Below are 18651 nucleotides of genomic sequence, written 5' to 3'. Positions count from 1 at the left end.
GTGTGGCCGCCTTCACGAATAGCGAAGCGCAGACCCTGTTCCATAGCGATCGGGCAGATCAGCTTCACGGTCATCGTGATGTTGTCGCCAGGCATGACCATTTCGACGCCTTCGGGCAGTTCGATCGTACCCGTCACGTCCGTCGTACGGAAGTAGAACTGCGGACGATAGCCCTTGAAGAACGGGGTATGACGGCCGCCTTCATCCTTCGTCAGAACGTACACCTCACCCTTGAAGTGGGTGTGCGGCGTGATCGAACCCGGCTTGGCCAGAACCTGACCGCGTTCAACTTCTTCACGCTTCGTGCCGCGAAGCAGAATACCAACGTTGTCGCCAGCCTGACCCTGATCGAGCAGCTTGCGGAACATTTCAACGCCCGTGCAGGTCGTCTTCGTCGTCGGCTTGATGCCCACGATTTCAATTTCGTCGCCAACCTTGATCACGCCGCGTTCAACACGACCCGTCACCACCGTACCGCGGCCGGAAATCGAGAACACGTCTTCGATCGGCATAAGGAACGGCTGATCAACAGCACGTTCCGGCGTCGGAATGTACGTGTCAAGCGTTTCGGCAAGCTTGAGAATCGACGGTTCGCCGATCGGGCTCTGGTCGCCTTCAAGGGCGAGCTTGGCCGAACCCTTGATGATGGGAATGTCATCACCCGGGAAGTCGTACTTCGAGAGCAGTTCGCGAACTTCCATTTCAACGAGTTCGAGCAGCTCTTCGTCGTCGACCATGTCGCACTTGTTCAGGTAGACGATGATGTAGGGAACGCCAACCTGACGGGCAAGCAGAATGTGCTCGCGGGTCTGGGGCATCGGGCCGTCAGCGGCAGACACGACCAGGATCGCGCCGTCCATCTGAGCAGCACCCGTAATCATGTTCTTCACGTAGTCAGCGTGGCCCGGGCAGTCAACGTGCGCATAGTGACGATTTGCCGTTTCGTATTCGACGTGAGCGGTGTTGATCGTGATGCCGCGAGCCTTTTCTTCCGGAGCCGCGTCGATCTGATCGTAAGCCTTGGCTTCACCGCCGAAGTGCTTCGCGAGCGTCGTGCAGATGGCTGCCGTCAGCGTGGTCTTGCCATGGTCAACGTGACCGATCGTGCCGACGTTCACGTGCGGCTTCGTACGCTCAAATTTTTCCTTTGCCATTTTTAATCCTTAATGGTAATGGTATTGGTGAATCAGGTTATCTGATTGATTTTACTTCGTCTTGTCAGCAATGACAGCTTCTGCAACCGCACGCGGAGCTTCTGCGTAGTGCTTGAACTCCATCGTGTAGGTAGCGCGGCCCTGCGTGAGGGAGCGCAGCTGCGTGGCGTAGCCGAACATTTCAGCGAGCGGAACCTCAGCCTTGATGTTCTTGCCACCGCCGACCATGTCTTCCATGCCCTGGATAACGCCGCGGCGGGAAGAAAGATCCCCCATCACGTCGCCCATCTTTTCTTCCGGCGTTTCGACTTCAACGGCCATGATCGGCTCCAGAAGAACCGGATCAGCCTTACGCATACCATCCTTGAACGCCATCGAAGCAGCGATCTTGAACGCATTTTCGTTCGAGTCAACTTCGTGGTACGAACCGAAATGGAGCGTAACCTTCACGTCAACGACCGGGAAGCCCGCGAGCACGCCAGCCTTAAGGGTGTCTTCGACGCCCTTTTCAACCGCCGGGATGTACTCACGCGGAACAACGCCGCCCTTAATTGCATCGACAAATTCGAAACCTTTGCCGGGAGGCAGCGGCTCAAGCTTCAGAACGACGTGACCATACTGGCCGCGGCCGCCCGACTGCTTGGCGAACTTGCATTCAGCATTTTCAACTGTCGAGCGAATCGTCTCACGGTAAGCCACCTGAGGCTTGCCAACCGTCGCTTCAACGTTGAATTCGCGCTTCATGCGGTCAACAAGAATTTCAAGGTGAAGTTCACCCATACCAGAGATGATGGTCTGGCCAGATTCCTCGTCCGTACGAACGCGGAAGGACGGATCTTCCTGAGCAAGACGATTCAGAGCGAGCGCCATCTTTTCCTGGTCAGCCTTCGTCTTGGGCTCAACGGCCTGCGAAATCACAGGTTCCGGGAACTCCATGCGTTCAAGGATGATCGGATGTTCGAGCGAGCACAGCGTATCGCCAGTCGTAACGGACTTCAGACCGACGGCTGCAGCGATGTCGCCGCATTCCACCATCTTGATTTCCTTACGCTCGTTGGCGTGCATCTGCAGCAGACGACCAATGCGTTCCTTCTGATCCTTAACAGAATTCAGAACGGTATCGCCGGAATTGAGCATGCCGGAATACACACGAAGGAACGTGAGCTGGCCCACATACGGGTCCGTCATGATCTTGAAAGCCAGGGACGAGAACGGAGCATCGTCGCTTGCTTCACGGGTGACGGGCTTGTCGTCAAGATCGAAGCCCTCAACCGGCGGAATGTCCGTCGGAGCCGGCAGGAACTGAACAACAGCGTCAAGCATGCGCTGCACGCCCTTGTTCTTAAAGGCGGTACCGCAGAGCATCGGCTGAATTTCACAAGCGATCGTACGCTGACGAAGCCCCTTGACAATTTCCTCTTCAGACAGCTCACCGTCCTCGAGGTACTTGTTCATCAGTTCTTCGTTGGCTTCCGCAGCGCTTTCAATCATCTTTTCACGCCATTCATTGGCAGAATCGACGAGTTCGGCGGGGATGTCTTCGTACGTGAACTTCATGCCCTGAGACTTATCGTCCCAAATGATGGCCTTCATCTTCAGGAGGTCCACCACGCCGGCAAAAGTATCTTCCGCACCAATCGGAATCACGACCGGAACAGGATTACCCTGCAGGCGCTTCTTCATCTGGTCATAGACCTTGAAGAAATTAGCGCCGGTACGGTCCATCTTGTTGACGAACGCGAGGCGGGGCACATGGTACTTGTTGGCCTGACGCCAAACCGTTTCAGACTGGGGCTGCACGCCGCCCACAGCGCAGTACACCATGCAAGCACCGTCGAGCACACGCATAGAGCGTTCCACTTCGACCGTGAAGTCGACGTGGCCCGGGGTGTCAATGATGTTGAAACGATACGGCGGCCACTGCATTTCCATGCCGCGCCAGAAGCAGGTCGTAGCAGCGGAGGTAATCGTGATGCCGCGTTCCTGTTCCTGTTCCATCCAGTCCATCGTCGCAGCGCCATCATGCACTTCGCCGAGCTTGTGGCTCACGCCCGTGTAGAACAGAATGCGTTCGGTAGTGGTGGTTTTGCCCGCGTCAATGTGGGCGGAAATACCGATGTTGCGATAACGCGAGATCGGAGTTTGACGAGCCATTTAAGGTTCCTCTCAATTTGCTGCTGCACGTTGCTTGGGTTTCAGAGCTTCATGCAGCCGATATGCGGAGTTAGAAGCGGAAATGCGAGAAGGCCTTGTTGGCTTCAGCCATACGATGGACTTCATCGCGCTTCTTAACGGCACCGCCGCGGTTTTCAGCGGCGTCGAGCAGTTCGCCGGCGAGGCGCTGCGGCATCGACTTTTCGGAGCGCCCCTTAGCCGATTCACGGAGCCAGCGCATCGCGAGAGCGAGGCGACGAACGGGACGGACTTCGACCGGGACCTGATAGTTGGCGCCACCAACGCGGCGGGACTTAACTTCCACCAGCGGACGGACGTTGTTGATGGCGTTGTTGAACACTTCAATAGCGCTCTGGCCGGTCTTTTCTTCAATCTGCGCAAGGGCACCGTAGACGATGCGTTCCGCAACCGCCTTCTTGCCATCGAGCATGATCACATTAATGAACTTCGTGATTTCCACGCTGCCGTACTTAGGATCGGGCAGAATTTCGCGCTTCGGTACTTCGCGACGACGGGGCATTTTGATTCCTCTTTCGTATCTTCAGTCTTGCATGCTTCTCAAAATGAAATGCTGTGAGATGCATGCTTAATGTTTTCTCTCGGACGCAGGGTCCGTGACTTACTCGGCCTTCTGCAGAAAACTCTGTTTAGGCCGCTGCTTGCGGCAAAGCCGCCAAGCGCTGTTAGGCTGCCTTCGGGCGCTTGGCGCCGTACTTGGAGCGAGCCTGCTTGCGGTCCTTGACGCCCTGGGTGTCGAGAGAGCCGCGAACAATGTGGTAGCGAACACCAGGAAGATCCTTTACACGACCGCCGCGGATGAGCACCACGGAGTGTTCCTGGAGGTTGTGGCCTTCGCCGCCAATGTAAGAAATGACTTCGAAGCCATTCGTGAGACGTACCTTAGCGACCTTACGCAGAGCCGAATTCGGCTTCCTCGGGGTCGTGGCATACACACGCGTGCAAACGCCGCGCTTCTGCGGGCAGTTCTTGAGAGCAGGGCTCTTGCTCTTATCGTGCGTGAGTTCACGAGGCTTGCGAACAAGCTGGTTGATAGTAGGCATATCGTCCGTCTAATGATATTAAGCAGTGCTCAGGATTCCCCTGAAGCACTAGGTTTGAACGTCTTTTCGGGCCGCCTATTCTTGCCGAACAACCTACTCGGAGTAGGCTTTTACAGAGTGCAAGAGCGGCTCGGACGCCCGAAAACACGTGATTTTCGTCTAATCAGTCTGCGCTGTCAAGGCGGTTGGGCAATTTTTTCAATACGAAAAAGCCCGACTCCCTCTGAGGAGGATCGGGCTCTTTCGCGCGACAGTTAGATCAGCTTGCGCTGGTCTCAGTCACTTTGCTGTTTATTCAGCACCTTTGCTATCCGCATCAGGCTCGGAAGACGCTGCTGCGTCGGCGGGTTTAACTGACAGCTTCGGATCAGCTTCAACCGGAGCTTTGTGGTCAATGAAGGCGAACGGATCGACCATCGGACGAACCTCCTCCTCACTGTCCGCATCTTCAGCTGGCTCAGCCGCTGATGCTGTCGTCATCTGTTCCGTTACCGGCGGTTCTTCAAAGGCCTGAGTAGCACGTTCAAGACGTTCTGCCAGCTCCATCGCCTTATGAGCCTGATGGTAGGCAAGACCCGTACCTGCCGGAATCAGACGGCCAACGATCACGTTTTCCTTCAAACCACGCAGGTCGTCTCGCTTGCCCATGATGGCGGCTTCCGTCAGTACTCGCGTTGTTTCTTGGAAAGACGCTGCCGAAATGAAGCTGTCCGTCGAAAGCGATGCCTTCGTAATGCCGAGCAGAACGTTTTCGTACGTTGCCGGACGTTTGCCCAGCGCAGTAACTCGATCGTTCTCATCGAGCATTTCGGAACGTTCGACCTGTTCACCTTGGATGAAGTGCGTATCGCCCGGATCGGTGATCTGGACACGGCGCAACATCTGACGAACAATCACTTCAATGTGCTTGTCGTTGATCTTCACACCCTGCAGGCGGTAAACGTCCTGGACTTCGTCGACAATGTAACGCGCGAGCTCTTCAATACCGAGCAGTCGCAAAATGTCGTGCGGATCAACGGGACCATCCACCACTTCTTCACCCTTCTGCACGACCTGACCGTCATGAACGAGGACCGTCTTGTCTTTGCTGATGAGTGTTTCGTGTGAATTGCCTTCCTGATCAGTAATGATCAAGCGCTGCTTGCCCTTTGTTTCCTTACCGAAGGTCACAGTACCAGTCACCTCGGCGAGCATGCCAGCATCCTTGGGGCTGCGAGCTTCAAAGAGTTCAGCCACACGCGGCAAACCACCCGTAATATCACGGGTCTTTTGCGATTCCGTCGGAATGCGAGCAAGCACCTCACCCATACCGATGTCCTGGCCGTCGCGAACAACCACGAAAGCGCCCACCGGCAGCTGAATCGTCACTGCGTGATCCGTACCCGGGATCTTCACTTCATCGCCGTTTTCATCGATCAAGTGAACCAACGGGCGCAGGATGCCAGCAGAAGAGCTCTTTCCGCTCTTCGTAGCCTTCTTCGGATCGATCACAACAAGGCTCGAAAGCCCCGTCACTTCATCGACCTGATTCATCACGGTAACGTTTTCAATAACGTTCTCAAACTTAACGCGGCCGGCGTACTCCGTAATAATCGGACGGGTCATCGGATCCCAGGTAGCAAGCTGCTGTCCGGCCTTAATCGTCTGCCCATCTTGAATCAAGAGCGAGGCGCCGTACGGTACCTTGTGGCGTTCACGTTCACGACCGTGATCCATCACAATGATTTCACCGGAACGAGAAATCACCACGAGTTCACCCTTGGAAGACTTCACGAAGCGCATTGCTTCATTGAAGCCCACCGTGCCGGCAGACTTGGCCTCGATACTCGATGCAACTGCAGCACGGGACGCCGCACCACCAATGTGGAACGTACGCATCGTCAGCTGCGTACCCGGCTCACCAATCGACTGAGCTGCGATAACGCCGACAGACTCGCCTGCGTTAACCAACGTGCCGCGGCCGAGATCACGACCATAGCACTTGGCGCACAAACCGTAGCGGGTATCACAGGTCAGCGGCGTACGAACCTTGACCATGTCAATACCAACTTCGTCAAGTTTGTCGCAAAGCCGCTCATCCAGCAGGGTGCCGGCAGCGATCACAACTTCATGCGTATCAGGATTGATGACGTCAACAGCAGTGACACGACCGAGAACACGATCACGCAGCGCCTGAATGACTTCACCGCCTTCCACAAGCGCACGCATCTCAACGCCGCGAGTCGTACCGCAGTCGTCCTCGACCACCACAAGATCCTGCGTCACGTCAACGAGACGACGGGTGAGGTAGCCAGAGTTTGCCGTCTTCAACGCCGTATCAGCCAAACCCTTACGAGCACCGTGGGTTGAAATGAAGTACTGCAGAACGTTGAGGCCTTCACGGAAGTTCGCTGTAATCGGCGTTTCAATAATGGAGCCGTCTGGCTTAGCCATCAAACCGCGCATACCGGCGAGCTGTCGAATCTGAGCTGCGGAACCACGAGCACCAGAGTCAGCCATCATGTAAACGCTGTTAAAGGACTCCTGAGAAACCTTCTTGCCGTGACGGTCGATAGTGGGCTCCGTGGAGAGCTCTTGCATCATCACCTTGCCGACCTGGTCCGATGTACGACCCCAAATGTCCACCACCTTGTTGTAGCGTTCACCTTGCGTCACAAGACCTGACGTGTACTGCGCTTCGATTTCCTTAACTTCCTGTTCGGCGGCGCGGACGAGCTGCTCCTTCTGCACAGGAACCTTCATGTCGCCCACACAGATAGAGATGCCTGCACGTGTCGACAGACGGTAGCCGTTGTCCTTGAGTTTGTCGGCGAAAATCACCGTTGCGCGCAGACCGCAAAGACGGAAGCAGCGGTTGATCAGCTTGGCAATTTCCTTCTTCTTCAAGGTAATGTTGAGCTCCTTGAAGCTCATGCCTTCCGGAAGAATTTCGGAAAGGAGCGCACGACCGACAGTCGTTTCGTAACGAACGATCTTCGGCGTCTTCTCACCGGTTTCACGGTTGAGCGAATACTCTTTGATACGAACCGTGCAACGCGTCTGCAGTTCGACAACGCCACTGTCCCAAGCACGCTGAACCTCAGGAATGTCTGCAAAAAACATGCCTTCGCCACGGCCATTGATCTTCTCACGCGTAGCGTAATAAAGACCCAGCACCATGTCCTGTGACGGCACAATCGACGGATCGCCGTTAGCCGGGAAGAGCACGTTGTTCGAGGACATCATCAGTCCGCGGGCTTCGAGCTGCGCCTCCAGCGAAAGCGGGACGTGAATAGCCATCTGGTCACCGTCGAAGTCGGCATTAAATGCCGCGCAGACGAGCGGATGCAGCTGCATGGCCTTGCCGCCAATTAGCTTCGGTTCAAATGCCTGAATACCGAGACGGTGAAGCGTCGGAGCACGGTTGAGCATTACGGGATGCTCGAAAATCACCTCTTCGAGAATATCCCACACTACCGGTTCCTGGTTTTCCACCATCTTCTTGGCAGCCTTCGGTGTCGGCGCAAGCTGACGCTGAACGAGCTTATTGAAGATGAACGGCTTGAAGAGTTCAAGCGCCATCAACTTCGGCACACCACACTGATGCAGGCGCAGTTCAGGACCAACTGTAATCACAGAACGACCGGAGTAGTCGACACGCTTACCGAGCAGATTCTGACGGAAACGGCCGCTCTTACCCTTGATCATGTCAGCGAGAGACTTGAGCGGACGCTTGTTGGCGCCAGTCATCGCCTTGCCGCGACGGCCGTTGTCGAGAAGCGAATCCACAGCTTCCTGCAGCATACGCTTTTCATTGCGGACGATGATATCGGGAGCCTTGATCTCAAGGAGACGCTTCAAACGGTTGTTGCGATTGATGACTCGACGATAAAGATCATTCAAATCTGACGTTGCAAAGCGGCCGCCGTCAAGAGCAACCAGCGGTCGGAGATCCGGCGGCAACACCGGAAGGACCGTCATGATCATCCATTCAGGCTTGATGCCAGATCGCTGGAAAGCCTCAAGCACTTTCAGACGCTTGGCGTACTTTTTGATCTTAGCTTCGGAATTGGTCGTCGAGAGTTCATCGCGCAGGCGCAAAACTTCAGCATCGATATCAATCGTGCGTAAGAGTTCGCCAATGGCCTCGGCACCCATCATGGCCTTGAAATCGTCGCCAAATTCAGCAGTCTTCTGGATGAACTCTTCATCCGTGAGGAGCTGACCGCGAGAAAGCGGCGTCAATCCCGGATCTACAACGATGTAAGCCTCGAAATAAAGTACGCGTTCGATATCACGCAGCGGGATATCGAGCACCATACCCATCCGGCTCGGCAGGCTCTTCAAGAACCAAATGTGCGCCACCGGGCTAGCGAGGTCAATGTGACCCATTCTTTCGCGGCGCACTTTGGCCAGCGTCACTTCAACGCCGCATTTTTCACAGATTACTCCGCGGTTCTTCAGACGCTTGTACTTTCCGCACAAGCACTCATAGTCTTTCACCGGGCCAAAAATCTTGGCGCAAAACAAGCCATCGCGCTCAGGTTTCTGAGTACGGTAGTTGATCGTCTCCGGCTTCTTGACTTCGCCGTAGGACCAGGAGTGAATCTTCTCGGGACTGGCAAGGCCGATGCGGATGGCATCAAAATGCTCGTCCTTATTGACCTGATTCAAAATGTCATTAAGCGCAGAATTCATTTCGCTTAAATCCTCTCTTAGTTCTTGACGAGGTCGATGTCGATGCCGAGCGAGCGGATTTCCTTCACTAGCACGTTGAAGGATTCCGGCATGCCGGCTTCAATCTTGTGTTCGCCCTTAACGATGTTTTCGTACATCTTCGTACGACCATTGACGTCGTCGGACTTGACCGTAAGCATTTCCTGCAGCACGTATGCGGCACCGTAGGCTTCGAGTGCCCACACTTCCATTTCGCCGAAACGCTGACCGCCGAACTGGGCTTTACCGCCCAAAGGCTGCTGAGTAACAAGCGAATACGGACCCGTCGAACGAGCATGCATTTTGTCATCGACCAAGTGGTGAAGCTTGAGGTAATGCATGTAGCCAACAGTAACCGGGCGTTCAAACGCATCACCCGTACGGCCGTCGTAAAGCGTGGCCTGCGTCTTGGACGACGTAAGCTGCAGACGTTGAGCTTCATCATCCGGGAATGCAAGGTCGAGCATCATACGGATCTGCTCTTCGTTTGCACCGTCGAACACTGGCGTTGCGAACGGCACACCGTTTTGCAGATTGCGAGCCATACGCATGAGTTCTTCATCGCTGAGGCTGTCGAGATCTTCATGCTTGCCGGTGCGGTTGTAGATCTCATTCAGGAAGGCGCGAATCTGACGCGCAGTTTCCGTCTTGAGCATCTTCTCAATGCGCCAGCCAAGACCCTTTGCTGCCCAGCCCAAATGCACTTCAAGCACCTGACCGATGTTCATACGAGACGGCACACCGAGCGGATTCAGCACAATATCGGCAGGACGACCATCCGCCATGTACGGCATATCTTCAACCGGGCAGATCTTTGAAACCACACCCTTGTTGCCGTGACGACCGGCCATCTTGTCACCCGGCTGCAGACGACGACGCTCAGCAATATAGACCTTGACCATCTTCAAGACACCCGGGGGCAGTTCGTCACCGCGGGTAAGCTTGTCGTTCTTGATCTCATATTTGCGCGCATTATCTTCGCGGGTATGCTCGATAGCCTGCTTCGTGAGGTCGATGAAGTGCTGCGCGACTTCTTCTTCCATACGGAGACCGAAGAGGTCGTACCCCTGCACCGAGGCCAAAAATTCAGGCGTAAGCACACCGTCGGCAGGCAATCCGTCGAACTTCATCGTGCTCACAACCTTGTGGCCCGCAAGTTGACGGCGCAGACGATCAAATGAGTCGCGTTCAACGATACGAAGCTGGTCATCAAGGTCGCGGCGATAACGCTTGAGTGCATCGGCAATGATGCTTTCTGCACGCTTGTCACGCTTGACGCCGTCGCGAGTGAAGACCTGGACATCGATCACCGTACCCGTCATACCCGACGGTACGCGAAGAGACGTGTCCTTCACATCGCTAGCCTTCTCACCGAAGATGACGCGCAAAAGCTTCTCTTCCGGAGTCAGCTGCGTTTCACCCTTCGGCGTAACCTTACCGACGAGCACATCACCGGCCTTAACTTCAGCACCGATAAACACGATGCCGGAATCATCCAGACGGGCGAGTTGGCTTTCTGAAAGATTCGAAATGTCGCGAGTGATCTCTTCGGGGCCAAGCTTCGTGTCACGCGATACAACCGAAAGTTCCTCAATGTGAATTGAGGTATAGCGATCATCGGCAACCACGCGTTCGCTGATGAGGACCGAGTCTTCGTAGTTGTATCCGTTCCACGGCATGAAGGCGATCAGCATGTTCTGACCGAGCGCGAGTTCGCCGGTATCGGTCGAAGCTCCGTCAGCAAGCACATCACCCACAGCAACGTGGTCGCCTTTGACGACGATCGGACGCTGATTGATGTTGGTTGACTGGTTTGAACGCGTGAACTTCTGCAGATTGTAGATATCCACACCCGTTTCACCCGCCACGGATTCGTCGTCGTTGACACGAATAACCACGCGGTTGGCATCGACATAGTCAACGACGCCACCACGACGAGCCTGAACAGCAGTCTTGGAGTCAACCGCCACCGTACGCTCAATGCCCGTACCTACAACAGGCTTCTCGGGACGCAAGCAAGGCACACCCTGGCGCTGCATGTTAGCGCCCATCAATGCTCGGTTCGCGTCGTCGTGTTCCAAGAACGGAATCAAGGCCGCTGCGCAGGACACAATCTGAGCCGGCGCCACGTCCATGTACTGGATGCGTTCGGGCGAAGCCAGGATTGTTTCCCCATTGTCACGAGCCGAAACGAGTTCCTGCGTGAGACGACCGTTGTCATCCATTTCTGCATTGGCCTGAGCAATGATGTACTTGCCTTCTTCAATAGCCGACAGATAATGGATTTCTTTGGTCGCCACACCATCAACAACCTTGCGATACGGCGTCTCAAGGAAGCCGTACTCATTCAAACGCGCATACAAGGCGAGTGAATTGATCAGACCAATATTCGGACCTTCAGGCGTTTCGATCGGGCATACACGGCCATAGTGAGTCGAGTGCACGTCGCGAACTTCAAAGCCCGCTCGCTCACGCGTCAGACCACCCGGACCAAGTGCAGAAATACGGCGCTTATGGGTAATTTCCGAAAGCGGATTCGTTTGATCCATGAACTGCGAAAGCTGGCTCGAGCCAAAGAATTCGCGAATAGCAGCCGAAATAGGCTTGCTGTTGATCAGATCCTGCGGGGTAAGACCGTCGCTTTCCGCCTGATTGAGACGTTCCTTGACCGCACGTTCGACGCGCACCAGACCTGCGCGGAACTGATTTTCCGCGAGTTCACCTACGCAACGAACACGACGATTGCCGAGGTGGTCAATATCATCGACGCCGTTTACAACACAGGTGCGAACTTCGCCTTTTTCATTGACGAGATCAACGTTGTCCTGGCCATTTCGCAGTGCAACGAGCATCGCCATAGTGTCTACGATGTCTTCCTTCGTCAGCGTGCGCTCCCCTTCTGCCGAAGGACGGCCGAAACGAGCGTTGACCTTCATACGGCCAACACGTGACAGATCATAGGCATCAGGATCAAAGAAGAGACGGTCAAAGAGCGACTCTACAGCCTCTTCCGTTGGCGGCTCACCCGGACGCATCATGCGATAGATGGCGACGCGAGCCGAGAACTGGTCGGGCGTGTCATCCAAACGCAGTGTGTTGGAGATGTAGGCGCCGTGATCAAGCTCATTCGTAAAGAGAGCATCGAACTTGCGAACACGGGCAGCACGCATCGCGGCGAGCACGGTTTCCGTGATCTCGTCGTTAGCGTTGGCGATGACTTCACCCGTTTCCTGATCAATGATCGTCTTACCCAGCACACGGCCCAGGAGATAGTCATCTGGAACCGTAATAGTCGTGACATTGGCCTTGTTCAGGTCGCGCAGATGCTTAGCGGTAATGCGCTTGTCATGCGGAACAATCACCTTGCCTTCGGCATCAACAATGTCGAAGCTCATCGTCTGAGCCTTGAGACGCTCAGGAACAACGGGGAGCTTGGCGCCGCTCTTGAGCAGCGAGAAGCTGTCAAAGGCAAAGAAACGGGCAAGGATATCCTCAACCGAGTAGCCGATTGCCTTGAGCAGAATCGTGCCCGGCATCTTACGACGACGGTCTACGCGGAAATAAAGAATGTCCTTGGCGTCAAATTCAAAATCAAGCCAGGAACCACGGTAAGGAATTACACGAGCAGAGAACAGCAACTTGCCCGAGGAATGCGTCTTACCCTTGTCATGCTCAAAGAAGATGCCAGGAGAACGATGCAACTGACTCACGATCACGCGTTCGGTACCGTTCACAATGAACGAACCCTTTTCCGTCATCAGAGGCACTTCGCCCATATAGACGTCGTTCTCACGAATTTCCTTAATGGTCTCAGGCTGAGCAGCCTCGCGATCGTAGATTTCCAAACGAATCTTCGCGCGCAGACGGCTCGAATAGGTCAGACCACGGAGCTGGCATTCGGCAACGTCGAATTCCGGCTCAGCAAGCTCATAACCGGCAAAACGCAAACGCGCGAAACCGTTATGGCTCGTGATCGGGAAAATTGAGGTGAAGGCGGCCTGAAGGCCGAGATTGTTGCTGCGTGCAGCAGGCTTCACATTGACCTGCAGGAAGTCTTCGTAGGAACGAAGCTGAATATCAAGCAGGGAAGGCACTTCAAGGACGCTCGGGCGAGAGGCGAAGCTCTTGCGGATGCGCTTCTTTTCAGTGAACGAGTACGACATGGACACTCCGTTCGACAGTATGGATGAACCAGGAAGTCAAAACTTGATGAGAAGAATGAGGAAGGACGCCGAAAAGCCGCTCGGCACTTCAGATCTGGAGTCTGAGTCCGCGCGGCAACGCAATTACTGATTGTGAGATATAGGCGAGAGGTTCATCAAGGAAAGGACTTTGATCTGATTTTCTCACGATTCGTATCAAGAAAATCAAATCAAAGCCTCCTTGCGGAGGCTCTGAAAAGAGCCAAGCTAGAAATTCTGGCTCAGCTCCGGATTTTTTTTCAAGTAAGAAATTACTTGAGGGCAACCTTGGCACCAGCTTCTTCAAGCTTCTTCTTGGCGGCTTCGGCGTCAGCCTTCGGGAGGCCTTCCTTAACAGCCTTCGGGGCGCCTTCGACGAGGTCCTTGGCTTCCTTGAGGCCAAGACCGGTCAGTTCGCGAACAGCCTTAATCGTGGCGATCTTGTTCGAGCCAGCGGCTTCAAGAACCACATCAAATTCGGTCTTTTCTTCGGCCGGGGCAGCGGCAGCAGCGCCAGGAGCGGCGACAGCGACAGCAGCGGCAGCAGCGGAAACACCGAACTTGTCTTCCATCATCTTGATGAGTTCAGAGATTTCGAGGACGGTCTTGGACGCGATTGCGTCAAGGATTTCTTCATTGGTAAGGGCCATTTTCAGCTCCGTATTACGTTGTATTGAATTGGTTTAAAAATTGGGGAATCAGGCAGCGGCCTGTTCCTTGGCATCGCGCACAGCGGCCACGGTACGCACGAAGCGCGCCGGGACTTCGTTGAGGGTACGGACGAACTTCGCGATAGGCTCGTTCATCGTAGCCATCAACTTGGCAAGGAGTTCTTCGCGGCTCGGCATCGAGGCAAGCTGCTTGACAGCTTCAACGTCCATGACGTAGTCAGCCATCGCACCGCCCCTAATAACGAGCTTTTCGTTGTCCTTGGCGAAGTTGACGAGAACCTTGGCAACCGCGACAGGATCAGCGGAGAAGCCGTAAACGAGCGGACCAGTAAACTGATCAGCAAGTCCGGCAAACCCCGTGCCTTCCACAGCGCGGCGAACCAACGTATTCTTGACAACGCGCACCGTCACACCATTCTTGCGAGCTTCCGCGCGCAGCTTGGTGACGGCCTGTACGGTCAGCCCACGGTATTCAGCGATGACCATCGCGGACGAATTCGAAACAACTTCCGAAATCTCCGCAATGACTGTCGCCTTGTCTTCACGATTGAGACCCATGGTCTGGCTCCACTCAGTGGTGCTCGCGCCATTTCTGACGAAAACACCGGTTGCGATTATCGGCAACCTTTCCGAGAGCATGACTAATGTCTTTGGACGCTACTCGTCTTCACGAGCGGGCCGTCCTGGAAACACAATGTACAACGTCTCTCTTCGGTGCCATCTGCGCTGGACCTCTTGGCGGCACCGCAATAAGGAACCCCCTATGCGGACCAAGAGAATTAAGAACAATACAGAGATCGCTCTCCAGCGGTCTTTGACGGCAGTCCCATCCAACAGATCAAACCGCTGAAAGGGACCACCCAAAGCCCTTGAGGCCTCACGGCCTCACGGAAGGCTACGCCTCCCGGGCATCCTCTTTCGAGGTTCGCGATCCAACATTTTTTACAAACACCGGATCACGCACTGCAGGAGATGCCGCTCCTGGAAAAAACCGTTAGGCGTTGATGCTGCCGGCATCAACACGGACGCCCGGGCCCATCGTCGAAGAGACAGAGACCTTGCAGAGGTACTGACCCTTGGCGGAAGCGGGCTTGAGCTTGTTGAGCTGATCGATGATCGCTGCAAGATTCTTCTGCAGACGCTCGGCTTCGAAAGAAGCGCGGCCAATCGGAGCATGAATGATACCGGCCTTGTCGGCGCGGAACTGAACCTGACCAGCCTTGGCGTTCTTAACAGCCTGAGCGACGTTCGGGGTGACCGTACCGACCTTGGGGTTCGGCATCAGACCACGCGGGCCAAGAATCTGACCGAGCTGGCCAACGACACGCATAGCATCCGGAGAGGCGATCACGACATCAAAGTCGAGTTCACCAGCCTTAACCTTGTGAGCCAGATCGTCAAAACCAACGATGTCAGCACCCGCGGCGCGAGCCTCATCAGCCTTAGCACCCTGAGTGAACACAGCTACGCGAACAGTCTTGCCAGTGCCTTCGGGCATGACGACTGCACCGCGAACGGCCTGATCAGACTTGCGCGGATCAATACCGAGCTGAATGGCAACGTCGACGGATTCGTCGAACTTGGCAGTCGCATTCTGGCGAACGAGGTTGAGCGCTTCAACGGCGGGATAGACCTTACCGGCTTCCACCTTGCCCTGGAACGCCTGCTGGCGCTTCGTAAGCTTAGCCATTTAGAGACCCTCCACAACGATGCCCATCGAGCGAGCCGAACCGGCGATCGTACGGACAGCGGCGTCCATATCAGCAGCTGTCAGATCCGGAGCCTTCGTCTTGGCGATTTCTTCTGCCTGAGCACGCGTGATCTTGCCCACCTTTTCGGTGTGCGGACGAGCAGAACCCTTCTGAATCTTGGCCGCCTTCTTAATGAGAATGGTGGCCGGAGGGGTCTTCATGATGAACGTGAAGCTCTTATCGGCGAAAGCGGTAATCACGACCGGAATCGGAAGACCCGGTTCCACGCCCTGAGTGCGCGCATTAAACGCCTTGCAGAACTCCATAATGTTCAGACCGCGCTGACCGAGAGCCGGGCCGATAGGAGGCGCCGGATTGGCCTTACCGGCAGGAACCTGCAGCTTAATAAAGCCGACGATTTTCTTTGCCATTTGGCTTTTTCCTATTGGGTTCAAACGCCCAGAAACCCCTTAGATTTCACAGGCTCCCCAGTTGGTTTAGAACAGAGAAGCGCGACTATACACCGGTCATTCATGCCGTGCAAGTCGTTTTCCCAAAAAATTTAAATCTTTTCGACTTCGTTGAATCCAAGATCGACGAGCGTATCTCGCCCGAAGATCGACACGAACACATTCAAACGGCTCTTGTCATAGTCAACGCCATCAACGCGCCCCGTAAAGTCCTTAAACGCGCCGGACTTGATTCGTACCATCTCACCGATCTCGAATTCAATTTTCGGACGCGGCTTATCAGAGCTGTTTTCTGCGGCGCTGAGAATATTTGCAACCTCAGTCGGAGAGAGCGGAACGGGATTGTTATTGCCAAGGAATTCAATGATCCGCGGCGTGCTGTTAACCAGATGCCACGTGGCATCGTTCATCTCCATCTGAATGAAGACATAGCCCGGGTACATACGGCGTTCGCTCGTGACCTTACGACCATTGCGAACTTCGTGAACTTTCTCAGTCGGCAGAAGCACTTCACCAAAGCTGCTGCGTAACTCGCCGCTCTGTGCAATACGTTCTTCGAGAGCATTCTTCACGCTTTTTTCCATTGAGGAATAAACATGAAGGGTGTACCAATTCATTTTGCCGTCAGCCATGCTGTCCACCTTTGAATTAGATAGAGATGCGCAGGAGCACGTCATAAAGCCCCCATTCAATCAGCTTGTCGCAGATGAAGAGGAAAAACGCAATAATCACCACGAAGGCCATTACTAAGCCGGTCGTATTGAGCGTTTCCTTGCGAGTGGGCCATACAACGCGCCGAAGCTCTTCCCAGGACTGCTGTCCATAATTGAGAAAACGCTTGCCCGATGGGCTGAACCACGCAATGATCACGGCAAGCACGAGGCCGCCGCCAAGCACGCCAAGGCGAATTGCCAAAGCTTCTTCAGAAAGGAGTGCGAACCCTACGACGCCGGCAATAGCCAACAAAGCAGCCAGGGTCACGAGCAGCAGGTCGCTCTTGCTAGAGCTGGTTTCAACTTCTTGATTGCTCATGGATCGTTCCAAAAACCTACCCTCGCGGCAAGCTGGGCCGTTTGGCAGGCGAATCGAAAAATAGCAGATGATTTTACAGGGAAACTAAACTCCCTGCACCCCATTGGCTCCGCTTTTCTTCCAGCCAAGAGAAAAGCCAAGCGGTTTTACCCAGCTTGGCTTTTAATTTTTGGCAGGGGCAGAAGGAATCGAACCCTCAACCTACGGTTTTGGAGACCGTCGCTCTGCCGATTGAGCTATGCCCCTGTCATGGCCATTCTTTCGAACAGCCTGTATTAGTTGTTACTCAAGGATCTGAGCAACGACGCCGGCGCCGACGGTGTGGCCGCCTTCACGAATAGCGAAGCGCAGACCCTGTTCCATAGCGATCGGGCAGATCAGCTTCACGGTCATCGTGATGTTGTCGCCAGGCATAACCATTTCGACGCCTTCGGGCAGTTCGATCGTACCCGTCACGTCCGTCGTACGGAAGTAGAACTGCGGACGATAGCCCTTGAAGAACGGGGTATGACGGCCGCCTTCATCCTTCGTCAGAACGTACACCTCACCCTTGAAGTGGGTGTGCGGCGTGATCGAACCCGGCTTGGCCAGAACCTGACCGCGCTCAACTTCTTCACGCTTCGTGCCGCGAAGCAGAATACCAACGTTGTCGCCAGCCTGACCCTGATCGAGCAGCTTGCGGAACATTTCAACGCCCGTGCAGGTCGTCTTCGTCGTCGGCTTGATGCCCACGATTTCAATTTCGTCGCCAACCTTGATCACGCCGCGTTCAACACGACCCGTCACCACCGTACCGCGGCCGGAAATCGAGAACACGTCTTCGATCGGCATAAGGAACGGCTGATCAACAGCACGTTCCGGCGTCGGAATGTACGTGTCAAGCGTTTCGGCAAGCTTGAGAATCGACGGTTCGCCGATCGGGCTCTGGTCGCCTTCAAGGGCGAGCTTGGCCGAACCCTTGATGATGGGAATGTCATCACCCGGGAAGTCGTACTTCGAGAGCAGTTCGCGAACTTCCATTTCAACGAGTTCGAGCAGCTCTTCGTCGTCGACCATGTCGCACTTGTTCAGGTAGACGATGATGTAGGGAACGCCAACCTGACGGGCAAGCAGAATGTGCTCGCGGGTCTGGGGCATCGGGCCGTCAGCGGCAGACACGACCAGGATCGCGCCGTCCATCTGAGCAGCACCCGTAATCATGTTCTTCACGTAGTCAGCGTGGCCCGGGCAGTCAACGTGCGCATAGTGACGATTTGCCGTTTCGTATTCGACGTGAGCGGTGTTGATCGTGATGCCGCGAGCCTTTTCTTCCGGGGCCGCGTCGATCTGATCGTAAGCCTTGGCTTCACCGCCGAAGTGCTTCGCGAGCGTCGTGCAGATGGCTGCCGTCAGCGTGGTCTTGCCATGGTCAACGTGACCAATCGTGCCAACGTTCACGTGCGGCTTCGTACGCTCAAATTTTTCCTTGGCCATGGTGGCTCCTGAAGAACAAAAAATCCGATTAACTCGGATCAGATTGGA

13 protein-coding genes and 1 tRNA gene are annotated in these 18651 nt (G+C 55.0%); all 14 read right to left on the bottom strand.

The annotated features are described in order from the left end of the window. The coding region (tuf, locus tag DES29_RS01960) for an elongation factor Tu (protein WP_113854375.1) at positions 1–1154 on the bottom strand (1154 nt) is incomplete at its 3' end. 51 nt (positions 1155–1205) lie between these two features. Next, on the bottom strand, positions 1206–3308 hold the full coding sequence (fusA, locus tag DES29_RS01955) for an elongation factor G (RefSeq protein WP_005431592.1): 2103 nt from the start codon (positions 3306–3308) through the stop codon (positions 1206–1208). A 70-nt stretch (positions 3309–3378) separates the two neighbouring features. After that, the gene (gene rpsG, locus DES29_RS01950) at positions 3379–3849 is read right to left on the bottom strand and encodes a 30S ribosomal protein S7 (protein ID WP_005431590.1); all 471 of its coding nucleotides are present in this window, start codon (positions 3847–3849) and stop codon (positions 3379–3381) included. Positions 3850–4012: 163 nt separating this feature from the next. Continuing rightward, complete coding sequence (rpsL, locus tag DES29_RS01945) at positions 4013–4390, bottom strand: 30S ribosomal protein S12 (protein WP_113854364.1); 378 nt, start codon at positions 4388–4390, stop codon at positions 4013–4015. Between the two features lie 291 nt (positions 4391–4681). Next, a complete protein-coding gene (gene rpoC, locus DES29_RS01940; RefSeq protein ID WP_046446127.1) occupies positions 4682–9067 on the bottom strand; it encodes a DNA-directed RNA polymerase subunit beta' in 4386 nt (1461 codons plus the stop codon). A gap of 17 nt (positions 9068–9084) precedes the next feature. Then, positions 9085–13248: a DNA-directed RNA polymerase subunit beta gene (gene rpoB / locus DES29_RS01935; protein WP_016475359.1), complete on the bottom strand. Its 4164-nt coding sequence runs from the start codon at positions 13246–13248 to the stop codon at positions 9085–9087. Positions 13249–13538: 290 nt separating this feature from the next. Next, entirely contained in the window at positions 13539–13916 is a 378-nt protein-coding gene (rplL, locus tag DES29_RS01930; protein ID WP_005431583.1) for a 50S ribosomal protein L7/L12, read from the bottom strand. Between the two features lie 48 nt (positions 13917–13964). Continuing rightward, positions 13965–14495: a 50S ribosomal protein L10 gene (gene rplJ, locus DES29_RS01925; RefSeq protein ID WP_021994656.1), complete on the bottom strand. Its 531-nt coding sequence runs from the start codon at positions 14493–14495 to the stop codon at positions 13965–13967. Between the two features lie 436 nt (positions 14496–14931). Continuing rightward, the gene (gene rplA / locus DES29_RS01920) at positions 14932–15627 is read right to left on the bottom strand and encodes a 50S ribosomal protein L1 (protein ID WP_005431579.1); all 696 of its coding nucleotides are present in this window, start codon (positions 15625–15627) and stop codon (positions 14932–14934) included. Continuing rightward, the gene (rplK, locus tag DES29_RS01915) at positions 15628–16059 is read right to left on the bottom strand and encodes a 50S ribosomal protein L11 (protein WP_005431577.1); all 432 of its coding nucleotides are present in this window, start codon (positions 16057–16059) and stop codon (positions 15628–15630) included. It lies immediately after the preceding gene. Between the two features lie 131 nt (positions 16060–16190). Then, the gene (gene nusG, locus DES29_RS01910) at positions 16191–16730 is read right to left on the bottom strand and encodes a transcription termination/antitermination protein NusG (RefSeq protein WP_005431575.1); all 540 of its coding nucleotides are present in this window, start codon (positions 16728–16730) and stop codon (positions 16191–16193) included. Between the two features lie 16 nt (positions 16731–16746). After that, complete coding sequence (gene secE / locus DES29_RS01905; protein ID WP_005431573.1) at positions 16747–17130, bottom strand: preprotein translocase subunit SecE; 384 nt, start codon at positions 17128–17130, stop codon at positions 16747–16749. Between the two features lie 170 nt (positions 17131–17300). Beyond that, positions 17301–17376, bottom strand: a tRNA-Trp gene (locus DES29_RS01900). Positions 17377–17412: 36 nt separating this feature from the next. Continuing rightward, a complete protein-coding gene (gene tuf / locus DES29_RS01895) occupies positions 17413–18603 on the bottom strand; it encodes an elongation factor Tu (RefSeq protein WP_016475357.1) in 1191 nt (396 codons plus the stop codon). Between the last annotated feature and the right edge of the window lie 48 nt (positions 18604–18651).

This window comes from Sutterella wadsworthensis, assembly GCF_003315195.1.
Taxonomy (GTDB): domain Bacteria; phylum Pseudomonadota; class Gammaproteobacteria; order Burkholderiales; family Burkholderiaceae_F; genus Sutterella; species Sutterella wadsworthensis.
Note: the sequence above shows the minus strand (reverse complement) of the source record. Positions and strands in the feature narration are given on the sequence as shown.

Bases quoted from the DNA above. Each gene is read 5' to 3' on its own strand.
- rplA (WP_005431579.1), bottom strand. From the start codon at position 15,627: ATGGCTAAGCTTACGAAGCGCCAGCAGGCGTTCCAGGGCAAGGTGGAA.
- rplK (WP_005431577.1), bottom strand. From the start codon at position 16,059: ATGGCAAAGAAAATCGTCGGCTTTATTAAGCTGCAGGTTCCTGCCGGT.
- tuf (WP_016475357.1), bottom strand. From the start codon at position 18,603: ATGGCCAAGGAAAAATTTGAGCGTACGAAGCCGCACGTGAACGTTGGC.
- rplJ (WP_021994656.1), bottom strand. From the start codon at position 14,495: ATGGGTCTCAATCGTGAAGACAAGGCGACAGTCATTGCGGAGATTTCG.
- rpoC (WP_046446127.1), bottom strand. From the start codon at position 9,067: ATGAATTCTGCGCTTAATGACATTTTGAATCAGGTCAATAAGGACGAG.
- rpoB (WP_016475359.1), bottom strand. From the start codon at position 13,248: ATGTCGTACTCGTTCACTGAAAAGAAGCGCATCCGCAAGAGCTTCGCC.
- rpsL (WP_113854364.1), bottom strand. From the start codon at position 4,390: ATGCCTACTATCAACCAGCTTGTTCGCAAGCCTCGTGAACTCACGCAC.
- nusG (WP_005431575.1), bottom strand. From the start codon at position 16,730: ATGGCTGACGGCAAAATGAATTGGTACACCCTTCATGTTTATTCCTCA.
- rplL (WP_005431583.1), bottom strand. From the start codon at position 13,916: ATGGCCCTTACCAATGAAGAAATCCTTGACGCAATCGCGTCCAAGACC.
- rpsG (WP_005431590.1), bottom strand. From the start codon at position 3,849: ATGCCCCGTCGTCGCGAAGTACCGAAGCGCGAAATTCTGCCCGATCCT.
- fusA (WP_005431592.1), bottom strand. From the start codon at position 3,308: ATGGCTCGTCAAACTCCGATCTCGCGTTATCGCAACATCGGTATTTCC.
- secE (WP_005431573.1), bottom strand. From the start codon at position 17,130: ATGAGCAATCAAGAAGTTGAAACCAGCTCTAGCAAGAGCGACCTGCTG.